The 25470-nt window shown below is 36.6% G+C and carries 31 protein-coding genes; 14 read left to right on the forward strand and 17 right to left on the reverse strand.

Translation table 11 applies throughout. The features are described 5' to 3' along the window. Window positions 1-48: 48 nt before the first annotated feature. Both IQ237_RS16330 and IQ237_RS16335 read right to left on the reverse strand, forming a co-directional pair. Entirely contained in the window at window positions 49-522 is a 474-nt protein-coding gene (locus IQ237_RS16330) for a tetratricopeptide repeat protein (protein ID WP_194057020.1), read from the reverse strand. Between the two features lie 345 nt (window positions 523-867). Further along, complete coding sequence (locus IQ237_RS16335; RefSeq protein WP_194056961.1) at window positions 868-1509, reverse strand: Uma2 family endonuclease; 642 nt, start codon at window positions 1507-1509, stop codon at window positions 868-870. Window positions 1510-1666: 157 nt separating this feature from the next. Here IQ237_RS16335 and IQ237_RS16340 point away from each other — a divergent pair, with 157 nt between their 5' ends. The 4 genes from IQ237_RS16340 (at window position 1667) to IQ237_RS16355 (ending at window position 4603) form a co-directional block, all read left to right on the forward strand. Then, complete coding sequence (locus IQ237_RS16340; protein WP_194056963.1) at window positions 1667-2389, forward strand: pyridoxine 5'-phosphate synthase; 723 nt, start codon at window positions 1667-1669, stop codon at window positions 2387-2389. Between the two features lie 205 nt (window positions 2390-2594). After that, a complete protein-coding gene (locus IQ237_RS16345) occupies window positions 2595-3323 on the forward strand; it encodes a SnoaL-like polyketide cyclase (RefSeq protein WP_194056965.1) in 729 nt (242 codons plus the stop codon). Window positions 3324-3387: 64 nt separating this feature from the next. Then, entirely contained in the window at window positions 3388-3714 is a 327-nt protein-coding gene (locus IQ237_RS16350) for an MgPME-cyclase complex family protein (RefSeq protein WP_194056973.1), read from the forward strand. A 205-nt stretch (window positions 3715-3919) separates the two neighbouring features. Beyond that, a complete protein-coding gene (locus IQ237_RS16355; RefSeq protein ID WP_194056975.1) occupies window positions 3920-4603 on the forward strand; it encodes a hypothetical protein in 684 nt (227 codons plus the stop codon). Between the two features lie 99 nt (window positions 4604-4702). Here IQ237_RS16355 and IQ237_RS16360 read toward each other — a convergent pair whose 3' ends face one another. The 3 genes from IQ237_RS16360 to folD form a co-directional block, all read right to left on the reverse strand. Then, a complete protein-coding gene (locus tag IQ237_RS16360; protein ID WP_194056977.1) occupies window positions 4703-5158 on the reverse strand; it encodes a divergent PAP2 family protein in 456 nt (151 codons plus the stop codon). 332 nt (window positions 5159-5490) lie between these two features. Continuing rightward, complete coding sequence (gene crtE, locus IQ237_RS16365) at window positions 5491-6420, reverse strand: geranylgeranyl diphosphate synthase CrtE (protein ID WP_194056979.1); 930 nt, start codon at window positions 6418-6420, stop codon at window positions 5491-5493. A gap of 136 nt (window positions 6421-6556) precedes the next feature. Beyond that, entirely contained in the window at window positions 6557-7435 is an 879-nt protein-coding gene (gene folD / locus IQ237_RS16370) for a bifunctional methylenetetrahydrofolate dehydrogenase/methenyltetrahydrofolate cyclohydrolase FolD (protein WP_194057021.1), read from the reverse strand. 456 nt (window positions 7436-7891) lie between these two features. On the opposite strand from folD, the gene IQ237_RS16375 reads away from it, so the two are divergent. The 3 genes from IQ237_RS16375 to IQ237_RS16385 all read left to right on the forward strand — a co-directional run bounded on the left by IQ237_RS16375 (window position 7892) and on the right by IQ237_RS16385 (window position 9972). Then, window positions 7892-8314: a hypothetical protein gene (locus IQ237_RS16375; protein WP_194056981.1), complete on the forward strand. Its 423-nt coding sequence runs from the start codon at window positions 7892-7894 to the stop codon at window positions 8312-8314. A gap of 3 nt (window positions 8315-8317) precedes the next feature. Further along, complete coding sequence (locus IQ237_RS16380; RefSeq protein ID WP_194056983.1) at window positions 8318-8749, forward strand: NUDIX hydrolase; 432 nt, start codon at window positions 8318-8320, stop codon at window positions 8747-8749. A 125-nt stretch (window positions 8750-8874) separates the two neighbouring features. Further along, on the forward strand, window positions 8875-9972 hold the full coding sequence (locus tag IQ237_RS16385; protein ID WP_194056985.1) for an AI-2E family transporter: 1098 nt from the start codon (window positions 8875-8877) through the stop codon (window positions 9970-9972). Between the two features lie 43 nt (window positions 9973-10015). Here IQ237_RS16385 and IQ237_RS16390 read toward each other — a convergent pair whose 3' ends face one another. The 4 genes from IQ237_RS16390 to IQ237_RS16405 all read right to left on the reverse strand — a co-directional run bounded on the left by IQ237_RS16390 (window position 10016) and on the right by IQ237_RS16405 (window position 12969). Continuing rightward, window positions 10016-10159 carry a hypothetical protein gene (locus IQ237_RS16390; RefSeq protein WP_194056987.1) on the reverse strand — a complete coding sequence of 48 codons (144 nt, stop codon included), beginning with the start codon at window positions 10157-10159 and terminating at the stop codon, window positions 10016-10018. A gap of 7 nt (window positions 10160-10166) precedes the next feature. Then, complete coding sequence (locus IQ237_RS16395) at window positions 10167-10520, reverse strand: hypothetical protein (protein WP_194056989.1); 354 nt, start codon at window positions 10518-10520, stop codon at window positions 10167-10169. Continuing rightward, window positions 10501-10785: a BrnT family toxin gene (locus IQ237_RS16400; RefSeq protein ID WP_194056992.1), complete on the reverse strand. Its 285-nt coding sequence runs from the start codon at window positions 10783-10785 to the stop codon at window positions 10501-10503. The genes IQ237_RS16395 and IQ237_RS16400 overlap by 20 nt, the downstream gene beginning before the upstream one ends. 126 nt (window positions 10786-10911) lie before the next feature. Further along, window positions 10912-12969, reverse strand: a complete 2058-nt coding sequence (locus tag IQ237_RS16405) for a serine/threonine-protein kinase (RefSeq protein WP_194056994.1) — start codon at window positions 12967-12969, stop codon at window positions 10912-10914. Between the two features lie 273 nt (window positions 12970-13242). Between IQ237_RS16405 and IQ237_RS16410 the strand changes: the two genes are divergently transcribed. Together IQ237_RS16410 and IQ237_RS16415 are read left to right on the forward strand one after the other, a co-directional pair. After that, entirely contained in the window at window positions 13243-14496 is a 1254-nt protein-coding gene (locus IQ237_RS16410) for an AAA family ATPase (RefSeq protein WP_194056996.1), read from the forward strand. Between the two features lie 21 nt (window positions 14497-14517). After that, complete coding sequence (locus tag IQ237_RS16415) at window positions 14518-15033, forward strand: hypothetical protein (protein ID WP_194056998.1); 516 nt, start codon at window positions 14518-14520, stop codon at window positions 15031-15033. A 58-nt stretch (window positions 15034-15091) separates the two neighbouring features. Here the strand turns inward: IQ237_RS16415 and IQ237_RS16420 are convergent, their stop codons facing one another. From IQ237_RS16420 to IQ237_RS16445, 6 genes are all read right to left on the reverse strand, one after another. Then, complete coding sequence (locus IQ237_RS16420) at window positions 15092-15517, reverse strand: type II toxin-antitoxin system HigA family antitoxin (RefSeq protein WP_194057000.1); 426 nt, start codon at window positions 15515-15517, stop codon at window positions 15092-15094. After that, window positions 15477-15779, reverse strand: coding sequence for a type II toxin-antitoxin system HigB family toxin (locus tag IQ237_RS16425; protein ID WP_194057002.1), 303 nt, complete (start codon window positions 15777-15779; stop codon window positions 15477-15479). Before IQ237_RS16425 ends, IQ237_RS16420 begins: the two co-directional genes overlap by 41 nt. 4 nt (window positions 15780-15783) lie before the next feature. Continuing rightward, a complete protein-coding gene (locus tag IQ237_RS16430) occupies window positions 15784-15942 on the reverse strand; it encodes a hypothetical protein (protein WP_194057004.1) in 159 nt (52 codons plus the stop codon). Beyond that, window positions 15926-17077 carry an XRE family transcriptional regulator gene (locus IQ237_RS16435; protein ID WP_194057005.1) on the reverse strand — a complete coding sequence of 384 codons (1152 nt, stop codon included), beginning with the start codon at window positions 17075-17077 and terminating at the stop codon, window positions 15926-15928. Before IQ237_RS16435 ends, IQ237_RS16430 begins: the two co-directional genes overlap by 17 nt. 321 nt (window positions 17078-17398) lie before the next feature. Next, window positions 17399-17830, reverse strand: a complete 432-nt coding sequence (locus tag IQ237_RS16440; RefSeq protein ID WP_194057006.1) for a hypothetical protein — start codon at window positions 17828-17830, stop codon at window positions 17399-17401. 5 nt (window positions 17831-17835) lie between these two features. After that, window positions 17836-18039: a hypothetical protein gene (locus IQ237_RS16445; RefSeq protein ID WP_194057007.1), complete on the reverse strand. Its 204-nt coding sequence runs from the start codon at window positions 18037-18039 to the stop codon at window positions 17836-17838. Between the two features lie 153 nt (window positions 18040-18192). Between IQ237_RS16445 and IQ237_RS16450 the strand changes: the two genes are divergently transcribed. The 5 genes from IQ237_RS16450 to IQ237_RS16470 all read left to right on the forward strand — a co-directional run bounded on the left by IQ237_RS16450 (window position 18193) and on the right by IQ237_RS16470 (window position 21956). After that, on the forward strand, window positions 18193-18354 hold the full coding sequence (locus IQ237_RS16450) for a hypothetical protein (RefSeq protein ID WP_194057008.1): 162 nt from the start codon (window positions 18193-18195) through the stop codon (window positions 18352-18354). A gap of 127 nt (window positions 18355-18481) precedes the next feature. Beyond that, window positions 18482-18640, forward strand: coding sequence for a type II toxin-antitoxin system HicB family antitoxin (locus tag IQ237_RS16455; RefSeq protein WP_194057009.1), 159 nt, complete (start codon window positions 18482-18484; stop codon window positions 18638-18640). A gap of 148 nt (window positions 18641-18788) precedes the next feature. Continuing rightward, a complete protein-coding gene (gene mutS, locus IQ237_RS16460; RefSeq protein WP_194057010.1) occupies window positions 18789-21425 on the forward strand; it encodes a DNA mismatch repair protein MutS in 2637 nt (878 codons plus the stop codon). Continuing rightward, a complete protein-coding gene (locus IQ237_RS16465) occupies window positions 21425-21658 on the forward strand; it encodes a hypothetical protein (RefSeq protein ID WP_194057011.1) in 234 nt (77 codons plus the stop codon). The genes mutS and IQ237_RS16465 overlap by 1 nt, the downstream gene beginning before the upstream one ends. A 43-nt stretch (window positions 21659-21701) precedes the next feature. After that, complete coding sequence (locus IQ237_RS16470) at window positions 21702-21956, forward strand: hypothetical protein (protein WP_228020378.1); 255 nt, start codon at window positions 21702-21704, stop codon at window positions 21954-21956. Window positions 21957-22113: 157 nt separating this feature from the next. Here IQ237_RS16470 and IQ237_RS16475 read toward each other — a convergent pair whose 3' ends face one another. Beyond that, the gene (locus tag IQ237_RS16475) at window positions 22114-22584 is read right to left on the reverse strand and encodes a DUF29 domain-containing protein (protein ID WP_194057012.1); all 471 of its coding nucleotides are present in this window, start codon (window positions 22582-22584) and stop codon (window positions 22114-22116) included. Window positions 22585-22955: 371 nt separating this feature from the next. Next, entirely contained in the window at window positions 22956-25313 is a 2358-nt protein-coding gene (locus IQ237_RS16480; protein WP_194057013.1) for a putative PEP-binding protein, read from the reverse strand. Window positions 25314-25470 lie beyond the last annotated feature (157 nt).

Below are 25470 nucleotides of genomic sequence, written 5' to 3' on the forward strand. Positions count from 1 at the left end.
AACTGCTCCCATGCTCCCGTTGAAGTAGAAAGTAAAGTCTAGTTTTGTCTAGGTTTTATATAGCAGAGTACATTCAAGAATTAGTTTCTGGTTAACCAAGGAATAAGGTTGAATTTTCAACGCTTTTTGAAAAGCTTCGATAGCCTCACCATACTTTCCTAGTGTTGCATAACACAAACCCATACCATGAAGTGCGCCAAAGTGTACTGGATTTAGCTGTACAACCATTTGACAGTCACCTAGAGATTTTGGATAATTACCTACACTGTAATATAAAAAAGCGCGTCTATTCCAAGCTTCAGCAAAATCTGGTTGTGATTGAATAAGTTCTGTTAAAACTTCTTCGGCTTTGGCTGTTTCTCCAGCATCCATTAGTTTTTGACTATAATCAATCTTTTCTAGTCCATATATACCCTTTTGCTGAAACCAGAACCGCCAAATTTTGCGAGTTGCTTGCTCACGAACTAAAGCATCAGGATTTTTCAAGTCTTCCAGTAAAGAATTGATAGATAAAGAATCCATGCAGTTAAGATAGGTAAGTTGATATTGCCAGTTACTTGTGCAGTAAGTATTCAAACATCAGCAGTCAGCTTTTTAACAATTACGCCAAAAATACTTATTTGCTCATCAAGCAATTAATCAAAAATTCTGACTTTTGACTTTTGAATTCTTACCTTGTGCAGAAGATTATCTCCTAATTTATGTTAATAGTCATCACGGTATTCTCCGATCTTGATTAAAAATTCTGGCAATATTTTGTATTGATTCATACTATTTTTTAACAAAATTATGTAGGCAATGCTGGCGATCGCTCATTGGGACAAAATAAAAGTAACTTTTCAGGGGTTGCTATATTTACGCAACCTTTTACTGTAAATTCTCCTGCACCCAACTCCTAAAATTCCGCATTGCCTGACTTCTGCCAATAGTTAAACACTGCTGCACATACTCATTAACTAATTCCACAATGGGAATATTAGAAAAATTAGGACTAGATGGAGATTTTACATATTTCCCATCCTGTAACAAGAAAATTTCTAAACCTTGTTTTTTATATCGCCAAAGTTCAGGAACTCCTAAAATTTGATAATTTTCAAATTGAGTCCGAGAAGTAATATCAATTTCAATAGCTAAATCTGGTGGTGGATCTATATTTAAATCAATTCGATTTTTACCAATTACAGCCCCTTGATTTTGAATGTAAAAACTGGTATCTGGTTCTACGGCTTGCCTCATTCTCTCATTTTTCAGAGTTGTCGAACCAAAAGGTTCAAAATCAACATCGAGTATTTCTAACAAGATTTTCACCAAATCACCAACAATTTCTTTATCTTTTTCGTGTTCAGGTAAAGGCACCATAATTTCTAACCAACCATCACTATAAGAAATACGCGCAGCACGCTTTTCTCCCATTTCTTCTAAAATATTTTCTAGTTGCTGCCAACTAATATCTTTGAGTAACATTTGTTGGCCTGGATGAACAATAATTTGTTGCAATTCTAACAACATATTGCCTCTAAATTAATTCATAGTTATTATTTATCTTCTGCCCTTTCACACTGCTCACAATCACACTCACAATCACAATTTTAACTTAAACATACTCAAAGTCCCGAAATTAGTTAAAATCAACATCACAGAACAGTGAAACAGGAGAAACCCAGGCGTGCCTACACTCGGTGTAAATATTGACCATATAGCCACCATCCGTCAAGCCAGAAGAACCGTAGAACCAGATCCCATCGCCGCAGCAGTATTAGCAGAATTAGCGGGTGCAGATGGCATTACCGCCCATTTGCGGGAAGATAGAAGACATATTCAAGATAGAGATGTGCGGTTATTGCGGCAAACAGTAAGAACACACTTAAACTTAGAAATGGCTGCTACTGATGAAATGTTAGCGATCGCCCTAGATATCAAACCTGATTATGTAACATTAGTTCCCGAAAAACGGGAGGAAATCACCACAGAAGGGGGTTTGGATATTGTCGGACAAATTGCTAGAATAGGGGATATAGTTGATAAATTGCAAAATGCTGGCATTCCCGTGAGTTTGTTCATAGATGCCGAACCAGCACAAATCGAAGCTTCTGTCAAGGTGCAAGCGAAGTTTATTGAACTGCATACCGGAAAATATGCTGAAGCTCAAGATGAAACAACTCGCCAACATGAATTAGCTTTATTAGCACAGGGATGTGAACAAGCTATTAAAGCGGGTTTACGAGTCAATGCCGGTCATGGACTTACATATTGGAACGTTTACCCAGTAGCGGCGCTTCCAGGTATGGAAGAACTGAATATTGGCCATACTATCATCAGTCGGGCTGCCTTGGTAGGAATGGAAAGAGCAGTCCGAGAGATGAAACAAGCAATGATGGGTAATTGGTGATTGGTGATTGGTGATTGGGGATACAATTTTGGATTTTGGATTTTGGATTTTGGATTGTATTTCATGAATCCAATCTAAAATCTAAAATCTAAAATCTAAAATCTAAAATTCTCCTGACTCCTGACTCCTTGATCTCCTTTCAAAAGAGGGGTTGTAGCTGCGTAATCCTGAAAAATTAGAGTCACATTGGTAACGTAAAACTTTTATGACTTCCACACAGTCTAACAACCTACCTCTTTGGGTACAAAATAGAGATACTGTAATTGAGTACAGTAAACAAGCCGAATGGCGCTATCAGACACCCCCAGATTATACCCGTTCTAAAGAAAATCTAGCCAAAGAAAGTACCTGTAATCACGCAGAAGGTTCACTAGAAGCTATTGTACAGAATTTAGTGAGAACCTTTGAAATGGAGGTATCTTTTAAGAGTAACCCTAAACAGTGGTTAGCTGTTGTGCAGGATAAGTTTCGCGTCAGTACAAATGGGGGACAAGAGTTTACAGCCACAGATGTATACACCCAGGGTACTTATAACACATTTATGGCTGATTCTGAACATTACAAAGCTTCAGAAGAAACTTTTGAATCATCAGCGAAACTTTTTCATAGTACCTTTCCGCAAGGTTTTCCTTGGGAACTGCTAGAAGTTTACTCAGGTCCACCAGTGGTTACATTTAAGTGGAGACACTGGGGACATTTTCGCGGTCAATATAAAGACTTTGCACCCACAGGGGAAACAGTAGAAATTGTCGGTATGAGTGTAGCTCGTGTTACCGATGATTTGAAGATTATCTCTTTGGAACACTATTTTGACAACAACCTGTTTTTAGAGAAACTGACAGCAGGTGGCAAAATGGAAAATGCTGGAAACATTGAAAATAAGGCTAGTGGTTGTCCCTTTGGTTCTTGGTTCAAGGGCGTGAAGAAAAGTTAACCTATTAGGGTACAGTGTTGCTGCTGTACCCTATACATTATTAGATAGTAAGCACAGGATGAAAATGACAACATACTATTACGTTTTAGCTAGTCAGCACTTTTTACTAGAAGAAGAACCTCTAGAGGAAGTTCTCAAAGAACGTACCCGTAACTACCACGAACAAGAAAAAGAGATAGATTTTTGGTTAGTGAAAAACCCAGCTTTCCTGGAAGCACCGGAAATGGCAGCAAATAAAGCTAAATGTCCTAAACCTCCGGTAGCAATTATTTCTACCAATTCTCAATTTATTACTTGGTTAAAATTACGTTTAGAGTATGTCATCACTGGAGAATTTCCAGCTCCTTCGGCAACAATTCCTAATCCTTTGGCATCTTTAACAACTGTGTAATACATTCAAGGCAGGAATTAGGGTGTAGGGTGTAGGGTGTAGGGCAGACAGGGGAGGAAAATTTTAGATTTTAGATTTTAGATTTTAGATTGGAGATGACAAAAACAATCCAAAATCCAAAATCCAAAATCCAAAATTGCATCACCAATGCCCAATGCCCAAGAAAAAATAAGTGAGAAATTATACAATATTAGGTATACACCAAATGTTTTTACCAAAAGTTCATTATTTACCAAGTGCTTTATTATTAGCAGTAGCTCCTATAATTGCAGGTATTAGTCCTGTTTTATCTCAAACAACAATTCCTGCCTGTCAACCTCCGAGTGCAGGGGAGTATCTGTTGTTAGTTGTCAGTCCCACAGCTAATAATCAACAGCAGTTACGTAGTGCCTTACCGTCTGAATTGAAAACTGTTACTTGTAAATATCTAAATGAAACAGTAACGCGGGTTGGTGGTTTCAACAAAATTGATGATGCAAACCGCTGGGCAAGATATGTTAACAACGTTGTTGGCTTGTCTGCTATTATTACGACTCGACCAACAGCAGCAACAGCAGCAACAGCAGCAACGGTAACACCAGCAATAATCCCATCAGCAACTCTACCAAATCAGACAGTTAGTTATAATCCCAGAGTTTTGGGAGAAGGTTTTGCTGTGTTGGTAGATTATTTCAACCGCCCGGAACTAGCTAACAATCTACAAAGAACGGTAGGAGGTAATGTTGGTTTAGTTTCCTATGGACAACGCCCCTATCTACTGGCTGTTTATACTACCAACCAAACAGAGGCATACAGGACATTGCAAAAACTGACGGAGAATGGTTTTTTTGCCCTGTTAGCAGATGGTAGAAAAGTCATGTTACTGCGTTCAGTTGTCACAGTAAGGTGATTGGTGATTGGTGATTGGGACAAATATAATTAATTACCTATTACCTATTACCTCTCTTTCCTTCTTACTGTCACCTGTCACCTGTCAACTGTCACCTTACTAATAAGCGGCTCTAGCTAACCAGGAAATAGTGATACCTAAAGCCGAACCAGCTATGACTTGAACTGGTGTATGTCCAAGTAGTTCTTTGAGACGGTCTTGGAAAAAGTCTGGTTTTTCATGAAATAATTCATCAATCATTTGATTGAGTATGCGAGCTTGCTTACCTGCTGCTTGGCGAACTCCAGCTGCATCGTACATAACAATGATGGCAAATACCGCAGCTACAGCAAAATCTGGAGATGACCAACCGATAGTTTGCCCAACTCCAGCGGCTAAAGCTGTTACTAAAGCTGAATGGGCGCTAGGCATACCTCCGGTAGTCACTAAGACACGCAGATCCACTTTTTGATGTTTGATGACTTCAACGATGAGTTTTAATCCTTGAGCAACAAAACAAGCCACAAGTGCAACCAGTAGCACCCGGTTGTTGAAAATGTCGCCTATGTCCTGCATGGTTTTTTGGTTAGGTGATTGAATAAGAGCAGCACTTGTGTGTTGAGGAACAGTTTTTTTAGCAGTCAGCCTTCAGCTTTCAGCCATTAGCAGTATAACAGGTGACAGGTGACAGGTGACAGAGTTTAAAGTCTGTATGTGTTTAAGTTTGATCATCTGTTCATGAAGTACAACATTGACTGTCGCCATAACATGATTGTGGTGGATGATTTTGTAACTAAAATTTGGCAGTTTTGTGGTTGTGATTTTAAATTTGGGATTGTGCAATCCAAAATCCTAAAATCCTAAAATCCTAAAATCCAAAATCCAAAATCCAAAATCCAAAATTCTCCCTAGTGATTGCGATTGATAATAAAGTGAGCGATCGCCTGTAGGGGTACTGCTTTTTCTCCAAAACTTTCTAGTTCTGCACAAGCTTCTTCAACTAGCTGTTGTGATTTAGCGCGTGATTCTTCAATTCCCCATAAGCTGGGATAGGTAACTTTTTGGGCTGTGAGGTCTTTACCAGCAGTTTTACCTAGTTGTTCTTGAGTGGCTGTGATATCAAGAATATCATCAATGATTTGGAAGGCTAGACCAATATTTTGAGAATAACGAGTTAATTTTTTTACATCTTCTGGGGATGCGCCGGCGATTATTCCCCCACAGACTACACAAGCTTCTAAGAGGGCGGCTGTTTTGTGGTTATGAATAAAATTCAGGGTTTCTAGGGAAATATCTGATTTACCTTCTGATTCTAAATCTACCACCTGACCACCAACTAAACCGGCAGCACCTACAGCCTTACCGAGACGGGCAATTACTTGTAAAGTTCTTTGTGTAGGGACATTTTCGGGGTTTTGGGAAGCTACGAACTCAAAAGCCAGGGCTAATAAACCATCCCCGGCTAAAATGGCGATATCTTCGCCGTAGACTTTATGATTTGTCAACTTACCACGACGGTAATCATCATTATCCATTGCGGGTAAGTCATCATGAATTAGAGACATGGTGTGGATCATTTCCACAGCACAAGCTGTTGGCATGGCCATTTCAATAGTGCCACCAATCATTTCACAGGTAGCAAGGCAAAGAATCGGACGTACACGCTTACCTCCTGCTAAGAGGGAGTAGCGCATAGCATCGTAAATCTTCTCTGGATAAACTACGGGAATTGATTGATCCAAAGCAGTATCACAAAGCTTTTGCCGTTCTTTGAGATAGGCTGGGAGGTTAAATTGGGCTGGTTCTGATGTCTTTTGCAAGTTATCTGTTACTACCATGCTTCAATTCCTAAAATTTTCGGTTTATGGTGATATGTGTGACAATTTTACGGTGTAGAGGAGCAGAAACACTCACTTCTCGATTTTGGATTTTGGATTTTGGATTTTATATTGATTCCATAAATCTGAAATTTGCTTAGTTACTGTTTGTCCGTAAATAGCTAGAGACTGTATTTTGCAGTAACATGGCAACTGTCATCGGACCAATACCACCAGGAACGGGGGTAATATATTCTGCCACATTAGCAGTTGCCGCAAAATCAATATCGCCCACTAAACGACTTTTACCACTGCTATCGGTGACGCGATTTATTCCCACATCTACCACAACAGCGCCTAGTTTTACCATGTCAGCAGTGATTAATCCGGGAATACCTGCTGCTGCAACGAGAATATCGGCGTTTTGGGTGATGGTTTTGAGGTTTTGGGTGCGGGAGTGGGCAATGGTAACTGTAGCATCAGCATCTAACAGCATTAACGCCATTGGCTTACCCACTAAGATACTACGTCCTATTACTGCTGCCTGTTTTCCCACCAGGGGAATTTTATATTCTTCTAGTAGTCGCATTACTCCCGCTGGTGTACAACTTCTTAACCCGGTTTCACTTCGCACCAAACGCCCTAAGTTCACTGGGTGGAGTCCATCCGCGTCTTTATCTGGGGCGATTTTATGTAAAAGAGCGATCGCATCCAAATGATTAGGTAGGGGTAACTGTACTAAAATCCCATCTACCCGTTCATCTTGGTTAAGTTCTGCAATTACTTCTTCTAGTTCAGTTTGGCTAGTTTGAGTGGGAAAATGTTTACCAAAGGAAGCAATCCCCACTTTAGCACAGGCTTTTTCTTTGTTGCTCACATAAGCTGCTGAGGCTGGGTTATCTCCCACCATCAACACTGCTAAACCAGGAGGTCTGCCAATTTTCGGTTGTACTTCTGTGATGGTAGCACCTAATTCTTTCTGAATTTTAGCGGCTAATGCTTTACCATCAAGGATTTTCGCTGTTTTTGTTTCCATTGTCATTAGTCATTAGTTATTAGGGACTGGGGACTGGGGACTTCACAAGGGTAGGTATTTTACATTGTCGTGAGGGCAAGACTTGGAGGACAAGGAAGGACAGTGGACAAGGGAGGAAACCCGTGCAAATAATGTACAACTGGTCACAAAAACCGACGCTCAACAGACCATTTTTTGTATAAAATCTTCCTTGTCTACAATACCTCCTTGTCTTCCAGGTCCTGCCTTAACAGATAATATTAAAAACCTACCCCTGTGAGGGACTGGGGACTGGGGAGTGGGATAAAATTTCTTCTCTTGCCTTTTGCCTTTTGCCTTTTTACTGTCACCTGTCACCTGTCACCTGTCACCTGTCACCTACTCCGTTATTTTCTCAGATTAACTGCGTCAACTAAAGGATAAAGGATAGATAGTATGAATAAAAACTTGAGTAAACTGGTAACAAGGTAAGGATTAATGCAAAAATTCTCTCAATTGCGTACTGTTCAACAACAAATACAACGTACTTCTTGGAAATCTTTTCATCAAGGATTAGCCTTTTTTTTGGTAGTGGGACTGTGTAGTTGTGCTAACGGTAAACCTGGTGAAATGAATTTACAAAATCTGAGGATTGGCGCAAATGTTACACCAATTCAGGAAATTAAACCAGCACAGGATAATCAAGCTACTGTTTACATTCAAGGAAAGATAGAAAAACACGCTCCTTTGCTCAAGCAGCAAGCATATCAAATTTCTGATGCCACTGGTAAAATTTGGGTTGTAACTAATCAAAGTAATTTAAAGGTGGGACAAGAGGTAGTATTAAAGGGTAAGGTAAGATACAAGAGTATTCCCTTGGCTGGGCAAGAGTTTGGGGAAGTTTACTTAGAGGAGGAATAATATATGAATCATCAAATACCCCAAGTAGCTATCGCTATTCTCTACCAAGACAATAAATATCTCATGCAGCTACGGGACAATATCCCTACCATAGCTGCTGCTGGTTGTTGGGGTTTATTCGGTGGACATTTAGAAGCTGATGAAACCCCAGAAATAGCACTGGTGCGGGAAGTAAAAGAAGAAATCAGTTATGAGTTACCTTCTTTTGTTAAATTTGGGATCTATTCCGATGAGAGAGTTATTCGTTATGTTTTTCAAGCACCATTATTAGTAGGATTAGAGCAACTGGTTTTAAATGAAGGTTGGGATATGGGATTATTAACAAGGGAAGATATTGAAAGGGGTAGTTGTTATTCGGCAATAGCTGGAGAATTTAGACCTTTAGGTATTCCTCACCAAAAAATTATGCTTGATTTTATAACAGGTGACAGGTGACAGGTGACAGGTGACAGGTGACAGAATTGCGAGTATTTTTGTGGGTTTATAGTTTGACTATTTTCTAAATAGTTTAATCATCACAATTCTTGAACCATCGGCAACTAATTTAATTGATCAAATCTATGCAAATCATAAATAAATTTCCCCGCTGGTTAACGTTTGGTTTGGCTTTTCCTCTGATCATTCTTAATGGATGGTTATTAATTCAGGTTGTCAAATATTTTCAACCTTTGGTAAGCGTTGTTTCTGTCGCTATTTTATTATCTTTTGTTTTAAACTATCCCATCAATTTTTTTCATAAACGCGGAATACCACGTAATTTAGCAATTGTGGGAGTTTTACTATTAGCAGTGTTCATTTTAGGTGCTGTAGGTGTAATTTTAGTCCCGTTAATTTTCCAGCAACTTAATGAATTAGTGAATATTCTCCCCGCTTGGATTCAGTCGGGAACTGAACAGTTACAAGCTTTTTTGAATTGGGCAGCTACACAACAAGATTTACCTGTAAATATTATTGGTATAGCTACACAATTACTGGAAAAAATATCTAATCAATTTCAATCCTTTACTGGTAAAATACTGGGTTTAGCATTTGATACTATTGGATTTTTACTAAATTTAATTCTAGCCATTGTTTTAACAATTTACTTAATTTTAAATGGTGAAAAATTGTGGGATGGACTTTATCAATGGTTGCCTTCACATATTAGCATAAAAGTGAGAGATTTATTAAAAGAAGATTTCCAGAATTATTTTATTGGACAAGCTACTTTAGGGGCAATTTTAGCAGTAACAGTTACTTTAGCATTTGTGGCTTTAAGGATTCCTTTGGCGTTATTATTTGGAATTGGCATTGGTTTTTTCTCTCTTTTCCCTTTTGGTACTGGGATAGGTATTGGTATTGTTAGTTTGTTGGTAGCTTTAGAGAACTTTTGGGAAGGGGTAGAAGTTGCAGCAATAGCAGTGACAATTGACCAAATTAATTCTAATATTGTTGCACCGAGATTGTTAGGAAATTTGACAGGTTTAAATCCTGTTTGGGTGGTAATTTCTTTGTTAATTGGGGCTAAATTAGGTGGTGTTTTGGGTTTGTTGGTGGCAATTCCTATTGCTAGTTTTATTAAGGATATTGCTGATAGTTGGCGGGTGGGTGAGTTGAAGAAAGTGCATGAGGTTGATGGTAGTGTGGGAGAAGTTAAGGAAGGTTTAGAGGTAAGGTGATGCGCTACACCCGCAAGGAAATTTATTCCCTGGCTGGGAATTACTACGAATTACCATGATTGATGGTATCATTTGAATAATTGATTGCTGTTTTTTGACAACCTGGACGACGTGCTTGAGATAAATCTAAATGTTCAATGATATTTTCATCATTGTCAAATTTAGTATCAAATTCTACTGCTTGCATATTATTACTAATCCATTAAATCAGCAATTAGGCGATCGTAAATATCTTGCCACAGGGTTAAATGTTGTTGAAAGTTGAGAATAACAGCGATTTTTTGACCTTGACCATCAGTTAAAAACTGAATATTTTCCAGTTCAGGATATTGGTTAATGACTGTTTCCCAAAGTGTTTGATGAGGTTGTAGGTCTATGAATACTCCTGTTCTTTTATTTTGTTGGTCTGTTAAAAATTGAATACCTGGTAATTGAGGTAAGTTATTATTTTGATATTGTTGATAATATTTACCTCTGACTCCTGTACTGAAATCATATTCTTCTAACATTTCAGTATCTTGTGGTTGATTAATATTGGTTTTGTTCATAATTTTGCCTTTCTCTATTAGTTGCGGGACGTGCGCTGATGATACGAGTATTATAATCTCTTTCTGTGTGAACAACCACTAACAACCTATATCTATCAGAATAACCGATAGTGATAAAGCGGTCTTCATCTTGGGAGTGTAAATTATCATAAAGAGTAATAGCTAGTGGGTCACTAAAAACGGTAGCTGCTTCAATAAAGGACACACCATGTTTTTGATAATTAATTTTCGCCTTTTCTTTATCCCAATCAAATTTAATTGTCATTTGTAATTAATGAGAGATTTTAAACATTTTAATAAACTATTTTTCCTGTTTTATCTATATCTATTAAGTGTTCTTTGGCATTAACTGTTAATTTTGGAAATCTTTTGAATTTGTAAATGACTAATTTCAATACCCCAACTGATCTAATAAATCATTGCGATTATTGATATAAAATTCATCATCTGGCTGAATACTAATTGCTTTTTCATAACATTTTAATGCTTCTTCATATCTTTGTAAATTCTCTAGGCACAAACCCCGGTTATTCCAAGCATAATCATGGTCAGGTTGAATAGCAATAGCTTTATCATAAGATGCGATCGCCTCTTCATATTTTTTTAACCCATTTAGACAATAACCTCTGTAAAACCAAGCTTCATGGTAATCAGGTTTAATAGCAACGACTTTATCAAAAGATGAGATCGCCTCTTCATATTTTTTTAAATTTTTTAGTGCAACGCCCCAGTTATACCAAGCTTTATAATAGTCAGGTTTAATAGTTATAGCTTGATCATAAGATGAGATAGCGTCTTCATATTTTTGTAACTTATCCAGGCAATAACCTCTGGAAAACCAAACTTCATGATAGTCTGGTGTGATAGCAATAGATTTGTCGTAAGATAAGATTGCATCTTCGTATTTTTCTAATTTTTCTAATGCAGATCCCCTACCAAACCAAGCTTTATGTAAGTCAGGGTTAATAGCAATAGCTTTGTCGTAGGATAATATTGCCTCTTTGTATTTTTTCAACCCATTTAGGGCAAGACCCCGATTAATCAAAGTATTAGGATAGTCAGGTTTAATAGCAATAGCTTTATTATATGATGTAATTGCTTCTTCGTATTTTTTCAAATGAGACAGCCAAAAACCTCTATTATTCCAAGCTTTATAGCAATTAGGATTTATGCAAATAGCTTTGTCATAGGATGCCATTGCTTCTTCATGCTTTTGTAATCTGCTTAGTGCATAACCTAATGCCAGCCAACTTATATCATAATTAGAGTTAATATCAATTGATTTATTACAGGACTCTATTGCTTCTGTAAATATTTCTAATCCACTTAATGCAGCACCTCTGTATGCCCAAGCTTCGTAATAATCAGGTTTAAAAGAAATCGCTTTATTTTGAGATATCAGTGCTTTTTCATAGTTTTTTAACTCATGCAAAGCAACACCTCGAAAATGCCAAGCTTGATAACAGTCAGGCTGAATTGCAATGGCTTTATCATAACATAAAATAGCCTGTTCATAATTTTCTATGTTTAATAATTTATTCCCTTCTTCCAAATAATATTGACTTGGTTTATTATTAGTTGTTATTGACTGATTTAATACTGGTGTGACTGGCTGCATATTCTGTTTTTGAATAACTACAAAAACCTGATTTAATTCTTCTAATGTTTCTTTTGCGTCTCGATAACGCTGCCGCCAATCATAACGCACCATTTTAGTAATAAAATTCTCTAATTTATTACTAACTGAAACTAAATTACTCCAAATAATTTCACCATCATTATCTTCTGATAACCTATTAGGATAAATTCCAGTTAATCCTTCAATTGCCATCATACCCAAAGCATAAATATCACTACTATATTTAGGTTTACCAAAACCCTGTTCTGGTGGCATATATCCATGAGTACCAACACCTACAGTTTTACTGGTTAACCCTGATTTCATAGCAATAGTAGTATTAATCTGTTTCACTACCCCAAAATCAATTAATACTAACTTCCCATCCTTACGCCTCATAATATTTGCAGGTTTAATATCCCGATGAATCACCTTATTATCATGGACATAAACCAATATTTCTAAAACATCTCGTAAAAGTTGAATTACTTCCCCTTCACCCAACTTTTTACCAGGATATATTTCATTAGTTAAATCATTACCTTCAATAAATTCTTGAATCAAATAAAAATCTTGATCTTCCTGAAAATAAGCATATAATTTAGGAATTTGATCGTGATTTTGTCCTAATTGATATAATATTTGTGCTTCCTGTTCAAATAATCTAATAATTTCTGGATCAATAACTGTAGGTTGTAACCGTTTAACCACACAAACCGGTTTAGGACTTACAGGAATATCTAAATCTTCTGCAAGGTAAGTTTCCCCAAACCCACCTGCACCTAATTGTTTGATAATCTGGTAACGTTGACGGAGAATCTTACCAATCATAAGATGTTATCTTTCTAACCCTGTTTCCATCTATAATAACAGATAATCTCTCTTTGTGTCTCTCTCCGCGCCTCTGCGTCTCTGCGTGCGAAAAAAATTAAATAACTTTAAGCGATCGCCCCCATTACTCCATTAAGTATATTTTATCACCACTAAAGCAGTGATAATTAAACGCAGATGAACGCAGATAGACGCAGATGGTTTTATACTTTACCAGACTGGGAAAAGCTATATTACAATGATTAAATCACTAAAATATATTTGGTGTTAATTATGTTGAAAAAACTGATTCTCGAAAATTGGAAAAGTTTCCGTTATGCAGAACTTCCCCTTGATCCTTTAACTGTACTTATTGGAACTAATGCAAGTGGTAAATCTAATGTTGTGGAAGCATTGGAATTTTTACAAAGAATAGCTAATGGTGAAAATATTGAAACAGCTTTAGCAGGAGATAAAACACTTCCTGCTATTCGTGGTGGTGTAGAATTGGCTGCAAGAAAACCGGAAACTGAGTTTAAGTTAAAGGTACTTGTTTCAGGTGAAGATAATGAGGAGGATTATTTATATATTATAAAAACACAAACAATCCCTGTAATTAAATCTCTTGAAGAATATATTGAACGCCAAAGTATTATTGATAACAATGAGAATATTCAAAGATTTACTCTTAGGGATTCTTATTTCCCAAGAAAAAGTGGCATAAAATCTTTCAACTCTACGTTTGATTTTAGAGAGATGATCATGAATAATTGCGATTTTAAGACTGATTCTAATGGTAGTATTATTATAGGTAAAGAGTTTGATAAAAATTACTTTTTTTCTAGAGATGAAGCTAAATATTGTGTGAGTTCCAGGTTGGAAAATATTTTAGTTCTCAATCCTCTTCCATCTACAATGCGTGATTATTCTCGACTTTCTGAAAACCTAGAAAGTGACGCTTCAAATATTGCTGGAGTATTAGCAGCATTACCAGATGATAAAAAAACAGAAGTTGAAAATACCCTATCTGAATATATTAAATATTTACCAGAAGGTGATATTAAAAAAGTATGGGCTGAACCAGTAGGAAGACTGAAAACAGATGCAATGTTATACTGTCAAGAAGAATGGAAACCAGGAGAAATTACAGAAATTGATGCTAGAAGTATGTCAGATGGAACATTGCGATTTTTAGCAATTCTTACAGCATTATTAACCCGTCCTGAAGGTAGTCAAATTGTTATAGAAGAAATAGACAATGGTTTACATCCTTCCCGTGCAGCATTATTAGTCAAAATATTAAAAGAAATTGGCAGTAAACGCAATATTGATATTTTATTAACTACTCATAACCCAGCTTTACTTGATGCTTTTGGTTCAGAAATAGTTCCCTTTGTAGTTGTTGCACATCGAGATTCAGAAACCGGAGAAAGTAAACTTACTTTGTTAGAAGATATTGAAAACTTTCCTAAATTATTTGCTTCCTATTCCTTGGGACAAATGACAACAAAAGGCGCGATTGAACGCAGTCTTTCTCATGGTGTATAATTGGGGGAGTAATTTAAAAAAATGAGAAAAGTTTTATTAATAGATACATCTTTATTATGCGTCTGGTTACAAGTTCCAGGTAAAGAAACTGCGGGTAATAATAAATGGGATTTTGAAAGTGTTAATGATAAAATTAAATTAGAAATAAAAAAAGGAACAACCTTGGTACTTCCTTTAGCTACCGTAATAGAAACAGGAAATCATATTGCACAAGCGAAAAGCGGCGATAAATGGACATCGGCGGAAGAATTTAAAAAAATTATGATTTTTGCTGCTGATGAAACAAGTCCTTGGGCTGCTTTTCGTGAACAAGTTGTATTATGGGAAGCAGAAGAATTAAAAAAGTTAGCTGATAAATTTCCCAAGCAAGCTGTACAAAATACCTCAATGGGTGATGCTAGTATTGTTGTCCTGGGGTGGTATTATTATAGTGAAAAAGGTTTTCATGTAGAATTTCTCACAGATGATGATTTATTGAAATCTCAAGAACCACCACCACCAACCACACCCACCCGTCGTAGTAGTCGCAGAATATGATAAGACTTAATACAGAAGCAGAATAGAGAAAAATTGAAGTTTACTTAATACATAAATTTTAAACATTTCTTAAAAATACAGATGGATCAATATGAAAGAAATCACTAAGTTTCTCGATGTGTTCAATGGTGAGGGTTTGTTTTCCCGCTATAACATCAGACAATATAGTTTCATCTTCAAAAATTGATATTAAATCTGTAAATTGTAAATTCAATTCTGCCATTAATACTTTTAATAATTCTACTCCATAAATGTCACGAATGGGATAATTTTGATCCTCATATTCAGATACCACTAATCCTAATAAATGTAGATAATCTCGTTCATCAGGAGTTAAATTTCCTTGATCTAATAATTCATCAATGATATTTTGAGTTCTGGTTAATTCTTCCTCAGATGTGATTTTTCTGGGTGGAAAAGAAGTAATTAATTCTAAGTATGTTTTAGGTGTACCAAGGGTCTTGTTTCCAGTTTTGTTTATCATATTCTGCATGGGTAAGGATATGGCGAATATACACTTCTTGATATTGATAGTCTACTAATGCAATTAGTCGGTAATTATTACCACTAATATTAAAAACAGTCAAATTACCAACTAAATCAGCAGATGGAAATACTTGACGTAATTGAACAAAATTTTCCCATTTAGCTTTACTAACAATTTTATACCATGTTTCTAAGTTTGATTCAGCTTTGGGATGTTCTTGAGAAAATTCTTTTATTCTTTTTTTGCTGATAATGTGCATATTATTACTCATCCATTAAATCAGCAATTATGCGATCGTAAATATCTTGCCACAGGGTTAAATGTTGTTGAAAGTTGAGAATAACAGCGATTTTTTGACCTTGACTATCAGTTAAAAACTGAATATTTTCCGGTTCAGGCATTAATTTATAAATTAGCTTCATTATCATTTATAATTATAAATTTTTTTGATCTGTACTCTAAAGCCCTATGATACATTTCTTTAAAGTATTTACCTAATTTACGATTGTACTTTTTTTCATGTTCATTAATGATTGGTTGTAAATCGCTATCACCCAAAAAATTTTCAAAAAATAACCAACCTAATAAGTGGGGAGTAGTTTGTACTAATCTAGGATTCATGACTTCACTAGCAAGATTTCTAGCACATCTATCATCTGTTAAGAAAGCTTGGTTGGTTTTTTTAGCAAACACGATAGAATTTTTTAAAGCATAAGCCAAAGCTTGTGTGCTGACCTTTAATTTATTAGCCCATTCAATAGCTTTATTAGGATTCCAGTTTCTACAATCTGGAATATTGCTGAGGAACTCTGGAGGCATGAGATAACGAGATGCAAATGTATTTGCTCTAACTTCAACTCGTTCTTTTTTGTCTGACTCAAGAGACAGAACAAAATCTTTTTCTTCGTCTAAAATTGCATGAGCAGATTCATGTGCAGCAGTAAATCTTTGCCTATACACATCTTCACTGTAGTTAACTAGCACACATTTACCCGCTACAGGATGTCTAATATACAAACCTGAAATATTAGAGTTGCCTAACTCACGACGGAAAATATGAAATCCCAAACGTCGAAAATCATCATAGATATTACTATTGATCTGATTGACAGAATATCCTAAATGTTCTCTCAGCTTTTTTGCTGCTTGTTCTCCGTGACCTTTAAAGTAGTTTCCTTCTTTAATAAAACTGAATGGTTTATAATCTTTCCTGGGAATTAAACTTAATAAAAACTCTTCACACTCGCATAGAAAAAGAAACTCTTGGACAGACCAACGATCTTTTTTGGAAAACTGATCACCATGTCTTCTAAAGAGAGTATCAGTTTGTTCAAAAGGTGCTAATTTTTCATTTGATATAAAGAACTGGTAATCACATTTATAGTAATCTGCTAATATCAAAACCTCATCACCTGTTGGTTTTCTATTTCCATTTTCAAGATCATTCAAAGATTGTACTGTAATACCAGTTGAACCTGAAATTTCATCCAATGAATTTTCAAACTGCGCTCTATATTTTTTCAACTTTGAACTGAATAGTGCGAGATCAAATGTCATACAGTTGATTCTCCATAACAGAATTATTAAAGTTAAATCTAACGCATAATTCAATCAAGAAAAAATAATTTCTTAAATACCGCAGTTTGAGAAATATCCTCAAACCAACCAAATAATATTTTATACTATCCTTACCTGTTTCCTAATCTTTGTAACAATTCCTCACGGGATAAACAACCCAAAGACAAAAGTAACTGAGTCCGTTCCGTTCAGCAACAGGAAATTTAGCATTTTTGTAAAGTTGCGATATCTCTCTCTGCGCCTCTGCGTGAGAAAAAAACATTAAAAAATTTAAAGCTATCGCCCCCATTACCCCATAAACTATACTTCAGCTGGTTCTTTCACTGTTGATAACCACCGACTATAAGCCACTTCATCACCAGCAAAAGAATCAACAGATACCTGTCTTTCTGGCATAGGTTGTAAAGGAGCATTAATAGGTGAATATTTGCAATAACAAATAACAATCATATCAAAACCCATACCCACAGGAATATCAGGAGTATAGGTTTCTACATGGGTTACTTCCCAATCACTGAGACGATAATGGGTTTTCGCTTCTGGATATTGTGGATCAGCAAACTGATCAACACGAATAAACTCTGGTAGACGATATCCGGCTTCTGGTAATGGTTGATCTGAACAATCATAATGTTCAGCTAAAGTTTTAGTTAAAGAACCTGTATGAGCATACTTTCTATCTTGCCATCCCGGTTGACGCTTCTCAGCACGAAAAACAATCCACTTACGCATTATTCTTACTCCTCATCAGTGTCATAATAGGACTGTGGAAATTCAGTTTTACCCTCAAACACACAATCTACAGGTAAAATATCGTTACTCGTTTTCTCCATATCAACCAACTTCCAACCATATTTCTCAGACATCTCATCACAACAGTCTTCATCTGCTGCTGCATGACGAGATTTATTTTCTTCTTCGTCGTATCTCGATTTTGGCATATCTGTATATTAATTCCTGCTCCAAAAAAATCAAACTAACTTATCCCATAGTAGTACCACTATAAACCTAAGTCAATTCAAAGTAGTTTTACAGTAGATGTATATTTCACGAAAGTAGAACAGTAAAATAATAAAGTAGCATCAGTAATCACAGTGGCAACCGACAAAATCAGAGTATCAACCTATATACAACAAACCCTGAAAGAAGAAGCCGAAAAAATAGCCGATCGCCAGGGTAGATCCTTGAGTAACTATATCGAACAACTTATTAAACAAGATGTAGCCAGAGCAAAACAAGAAGGAGAAATACAGTGATATAAATTACAGATATAAAATTAACCTTTGCCTTCTCTTTAGGTAAGAAGCGATCGCCCTCTTTACTCAACGTCCAGTTATGATCAAATAATGTAAAATTTAACCCAATAATCTAAACTAAAATTCTATGAAAACTTTCACCGCAATTATTGAAAGAGACGTACAAACAAAACTTTATGTAGGTTACGTTCCAGGTTTTCCAGGAGCGCATTCTCAAGGAGAAACATTAGACGAATTACAGCAAAATTTACGTGAAGTAATTGAAATGCTGCTCGAAGACAAATAACCCTTATTAAAATCATAATCTTTCCTTTCCTCTTTGCGTCTTTGCGTCTTTGCGTGAGAAAAAAATTAAAAAACCTTAAACAACCACCCCCATCCCCCCAACCCCACGCTATCATCAAAAATAGTGCCAAAAATCGCAGCATCTACACATGACCACACCAGAACCCCAGCAACCTAATACACCCCTCAGCGACACAAAACTGGTAGAAGACCGCAGCAAGCTGAGTAAAATGTATCAGCACTACGTAGAAATGAAAGATAAATACCCCCATGCGTTGCTGCTGTATCGTGTTGGTGACTTCTTTGAAACCTTCTTTCAAGACGCTGTAACCGTATCCAGAGAATTAGAATTAGTCCTCACCAGTAAACACGGGGGTGATGTGGGTCGGGTAACTATGACAGGTGTACCTCATCACGCATGGGAACGCTACACAACTTTATTGGTAGAAAAAGGTTATGCTGTAGTTATTTGTGATCAAGTTGAAGACGCATCAGAAGCGGTAGGTTTAGTGAAACGGGAAGTTACCCGCATCCTCACACCGGGAACTTTGTTAGAAGAAGGAATGCTCAAAGCTAGTCGCAATAATTACTTAGCGGCTGTGGTAATTGCGGTCAATTATTGGGGTTTAGCTTATGCTGATATATCAACTGGGGAATTTCTCACTACTCAAGGAAGTGATTTAGAACACCTTACCCAAGAGTTAATGCGATTGCAACCTTCTGAAGTGCTTTTTCCCACCAATGCACCGGATTTAGGTACTTTACTACGACCGGGGGAAACTTCACCTTCCCTTCCTCAATGTTTACCACCCACATTTTGTTATAGTTTGCGATCGCAACTTCCCTTTTCTCAAGCCGAAGCCAGAAGTAAAATATTACAGAAATTCAAATTGCGATCACTCGAAGGTATCGGTTGTGAACATCTCCCCCTTGCAGTCCGCGCTGCTGGTGGACTGTTAGAATATCTGGAAGATACCCAAAAACAAAACCCCGTATCTTTGCAATTATTACGCACCTATACTTTAACTGATTATCTGATCGTAGACCATCAAACCCGTCGCAACCTAGAAATTACCCAAACCGTGCGGGATGGTACTTTTCACGGTTCTTTATTATGGGCTTTAAACAGAACCAGCACCGCTATGGGTAGTCGGGCTTTAAGAAGATGGTTGTTACAACCGCTACTGGATATTAAAGGGATTAAAGCTAGACAAGATAGTATTCAAGAACTGGTAGATAATACCCCTTTACGGCAGGATTTACGAGCATTATTAAGGAAAATATACGATTTAGAACGGTTAGCAGGTCGTGCAGGTTCAGGTAGAGCAAATGCACGGGATTTAGTCGCTCTAGCTGATTCTATCTCTCTTTTACCGGAATTAGCTTACCTAGCTTCGGAAGCGCGATCGCCTTTTTTAAAAGCCTTGCAAAAAGTCCCCCCTGTACTTGAAGAATTAGCAAAAAAAATACAATTACACATAGTAGAATCACCACCCAATCATTTAAAAGAAGGCGGTTTAATTCGTCCTAGTATAAACCCGCAGTTAGATGAAAGAAAAGCTACAGTAGAAGCAGATCAACAATGGATTGCAACTTTAGAAGTTGATGAAAGGGTGAGAACAGGTATTGCTAATTTAAAAGTCGGCTTTAATAAGACTTTTGGGTATTATATTAGTATTTCACGTTCTAAATCCGATCAAGTTCCTGAGAATTATATCCGTAAACAAACATTGACGAATGAGGAACGTTATATTACTCCTGAGTTGAAAGAACGAGAAGCACGGATATTGACGGCGCGAGATGACTTAAATCAGCTAGAATATGAGATTTTTGCCGCTTTACGGGATGAAGTGGCTGAACACGCGGATACTATTCGTAATATTTCCCGTGCGGTGGCTGCTGCTGATGTATTATGTGGGTTAGCTGAGTTGGCGGTACATCAAGGTTATTGTCGGCCGGAAATGGTGGAAGGCCGGGAGGTTGAGGTTATTGATGGCCGTCATCCTGTGGTTGAACAGTCTTTACCTTCTGGGTTTTTTGTTCCTAATTCTACTTGGTTGGGTGAGAAGAATTACGGAGAAACGAACCACGTTCTGCGAAGCAGTTCCCGAAGGGTAGACACGAAGGACACGAAGGAAGAAGAGAAGAGAAGAAAGAATGATACATCTTATCCTGATTTGGTGATTTTGACGGGTCCTAATGCTAGTGGTAAAAGTTGTTATTTACGGCAGGTGGGTTTAATTCAGTTAATGGCGCAAATTGGAAGTTTTGTACCCGCTAAGTCTGCTAGGTTGGGAATTTGCGATCGCATTTTTACTCGTGTGGGTGCAGTTGATGATTTAGCAACTGGTCAATCTACTTTTATGGTAGAAATGAATGAAACTGCAAACATCTTAAATCATGCAACTGCGAAATCTTTGGTTTTGTTAGATGAAATTGGTAGAGGAACTGCAACTTTTGATGGTTTATCTATTGCTTGGGCTGTGGCAGAATATTTAGCAGTGGAGATTAAAGCTCGGACTATTTTTGCTACTCATTATCATGAGTTAAATGAGTTAGCGAGTATTATTGATAATGTGGCAAATTATCAAGTTACGGTGAAAGAATTGCCTGATCAAATTATCTTTTTACATCAAGTTCAACCCGGTGGTGCTGATAAGTCTTATGGTATTGAAGCGGGAAGGTTGGCGGGTTTACCTGCGGTGGTTATTCAACGAGCAAAACAGGTAATGGGACAAATTGAAAAACACAGTAAAATTGCTATGGGGTTAAGGGAAGGACTTTGATGAATCATAAAAATTTGAACTTTAACGAAAACTTTGTAGAGCAAAGAGTTACTTACTCATCAGAAAAAGATGGTCAATTTTTGATAGTCGAAAATGTACCAGCTAGAGTCAATTTAGAAACGGGTGAGCAGTTCTTTTCTCCTGACACTGTTGAACAGTTACAGCAAATTATTTTGCAGCAACCTCAACCAGTTCGGTTTATGCAAATTCCAGTTTATAAATTTGCGGCTTAAAGTTAGTAAATAAGGCTATTAGTTAAACACAGGAGTATTTAGGATGCATGAGATAGAAACAGTTACAGAAAAATCTCTGAACATAAAATTAGTAAATACTCTCATTCAAATTATTCGATCTCTTTCTCCAGAAGAACGGAAAATGTTAGAGCAAGAACTATTTGTTGATAATTCTGAACCGTCAACTCACGAAATAATCAAACTAGCTGAAATGAGAAATTCATTTAACTTTCTCCACGATGAACCAGATATTTACACTTTAGAAGATAGAGAACCTGTGTCAATACTTTTCGGTTAAGCTCAAAACCATGAAATTGGGTAGGTTGGGTTGAGGAACGAAACCCAACATTTACAGACATTTGTTGGGTTTCACTTTGTTCAACCCAACCTACAAAAATCCTTAACCGAACAGTATTGGAACCTGTGTAATGTCTCTCAAAAAAGAAGATGTGATTTTAGCACCCTTCCCAATCTTGACTGGTATCACACACAAAATCATCAGCAATAATATCATCAAATAAATAAGGACAATTTTCGGGAAAAGTTCTTAATGGTAAATTAGTTTCCCGTAAAGCTAAATCAACTCCTGCTTCAAAACCATCTAACATAGCTTCTTCGATGCGAGATTTTAAACTAGGGTTTTGTCGCAGATGTCGCAGAATAGCGCGACGTTGTTCTCTAATTGTTAAAAACCAACTGCGAGAACGGTTTTCCGGTTGATATTCCCATTTTAAAAGATGACCTAATAATACACCCAAACGACTTGCTAATTCTCGATATTCCTGCCTTCCCAAAGCTTGAATTTCCTCTTGTAAATGTTGCCAGTCTAATTCTAAAACTAGCCTTTCTTCTAAAGCTTTAGCTTGTTGTTGTGTCCAACAATAGAAATCTTGATGATACAAAGAAGAAGATTGATATTGATCCATATTCAGATAATTTTATCTTTATCTGCAATGATATTTTTATTATATAACTTATCCCAAAATTTATCATTTTTCCATACAATTTTTAACAATCTTATCCACCTGCTATGACAGCATATTTATCAATTGATAATTGACAATTGACAATTGTTTCATTTACAGCAGATTTCGTTATTATGAGGTACAAATCATAATAATAAAACTCTTGTGGGGTGGGCATCTTGCCCGCCCAAAGTGTACCTAATTACACCGGAAAGTGCTGTAATTGTCCATTATTGAAATTGCTTTCTTACTTTGCGCCTTTGCGTGAGATAAAAAAATTTAGTCCCAACACCTAAAAATTACTGTAATTTTCAATTTTCACTTTTCAATTTTCAATTCCCCAAAATTTTCCTAGCTGCTGCTAAAATCAAACGTTGTTCAGCACGAGCTATCGCTTGATAAGTCCTCTCCACCGCTTCCGGTTCTACAGAAATAGAACTAATACCCCATTCCACCAACTTATCAATAATTTCTGGATACAAAGCAGGTGCTTGACCACAAATAGAACAAGGAATACCCCCATCTTTAGCCATTTTAATTAATTGAAAAATTGCACCCATCACCGCTGGATGACGTTCATCAAATATACTTGCTAATTCTCCTTTTTCTCGATCCACGCCTAAAATTAATTGTGTCAAATCATTAGTACCAATAGAAATACCCCTTACCCCAGCTTTAATATATTCAGGTAATAAAAATAATATACTGGGAACTTCTGCCATAATCCATAATTGAAAATGGGGATTTTCAGTTAATCCAGCTTCTTCAACTTGACGACGACAAAATACAAATTCTTCCACAGTCCTCACAAAAGGCAACATCAAATGAATATTACTATAACCATTTTTTTGTAACCTTGATAAAGCCTTTAATTCTAATTCAAAAACCGCCGAATTTTTCACATAACTCCAAGTACCATGTTCACCTAAAATTGAACTTGATGCAGATTTTACACCATAACTCAATGAAGGAAAATCTTGTGGTCGCCAATCTAAAGAACGATATAAAATAGGTCGAGGTGCAAAACCAATGGCAAATTTTTTAATTTCCTCAGATAAACTTTCTAATAATTCCGTTTGTCTACCATCCAACAACCAAGCTTGAGGATTTTGTCCCTGCAAAATATTCAAAATCATCAACTCTGAACGCAACAAACCCACCCCATCCACAGGTAAACTTTGTACTGTTTCAATCAAATTTGTTTGACTAAGATTAACTAATAATTGGGTGGCAATCATCGGTAATATTTTAGCATTACTCAACCCATAATGAGGCTGATTTGCATGATGATCAAATTGTTCTTTTTTATTCTCGGTTAATGAAATTTTCTCTCCATCTTTCAAGATATTACCCTCTTTTGAACCACGATAAACTTCTCCCCTATCACCATCAAGCAATAGATTTTCACCAGTTTTAATTAAATTAGTCGCATTTTTAGCACTGACTACAGCAGGAATACCCAATTCCCTAGATAAAATGGCCGCATGACTGGTTAATCCTCCTCTTTCTGTAATAATACCACTGACTTGATGTAGTAAAGGCAACCAATCAGGAGTAATAGCAGGAGCGATTAAAATTACTCCCTTGGGTATTTGTGTAGGTTTGGGTTGTGAAGCAAGAATGACATACGCGGTAGCAGTTATCCGCCCTCTAGCTGCCCCTATTCCTTTGAGGAGCAAGTTAGGAATTAAAGACGGTGGAACATTAACTTGAGTAATGTAAAGTTTTGGGGTAGGAATATTAATTGTAATTGTCCATTTTATCGTTAATTTTGTCCCTATTTCACTAAATAATTGATTGCCTAAAATAATGATTTGTTGGATAAATTCTTCGGGAAGTGCATACTGTTTTTGTTGTTCCTCATTGAGCAGATAGGAAAATAAACAATTGTGATCTGTGATTAATTTAGATGGGTATTCTTCAGCAGTCACAGATATAGGATTATGAACAGAATAGGCGAGAATTTTATTTCCTAATTGTTGTTCTTGAATAATTCCAGTATTTTTTTCAAGGTAATAAACATCTGGTAATACTTCACCCTTCTTAATAGCTATTCCTAATCCATAAGTTGCTTCTATTTCTACTCCTGATGTATCAGCTTGGAATGAACCAGAAGCGATCGCATTTTCTACCGGTTGCACTAACACCGCAAAATTAATGTGTTGTAAATTAATGCCGACACTTTGCCAATATAGTAAACTTCTAGCACGAAATAACTGACTCCAAGTTTGTTTTAAACCTTCAGCGATAGCTTCCTCATTACAAACACAAAACACCGACTCCAGCAACCCAGAAATATTTCCTATCAACTGATTACCAGATGATATACTTAAACTCGGACGCAAAATTAAACATTTCCCTTCCCAGGTTTTAGCAGCTTGGAAAATCTCACTCACCCAATACTTTGGTAAACTACCAGCAATAATTTCCTGACGCAAACGGCCAGCCACCTGTTGAAGTTGTTGCCAATTACCCACATCTAAATGTAAGGAAGAATAGGGTAAGTCCGCCACTAATGACTCTGAACTATTGAGAGTTTCTAGAAATTCTTGCCACACATTTGTAGAGACTACAAAACCAGGTACTACTGGATAGCCCCTTTGCATAATTTTACTCAAGTAAAACGCCTTATCCCCAACTTGGGTGCGGTCTTGTGATTTAATGTTGTCTAGCCAGTAGAGTTTGTCCACTCAATTCGTTAGGTGTCATTTGTGCAAGTTTTACGTATCATTTGTCGATTATCGACCCACTGACCTTATGGTAAAATATAATTGCTACATTTTTCGATTATTTCCTCAATATATAATTTCAGGTAAATAAATAGAAATATAAATAAATATTATTGAA

The sequence above is a fragment of the Sphaerospermopsis sp. LEGE 08334 genome (assembly GCF_015207205.1).
GTDB lineage: Bacteria > Cyanobacteriota > Cyanobacteriia > Cyanobacteriales > Nostocaceae > Sphaerospermopsis.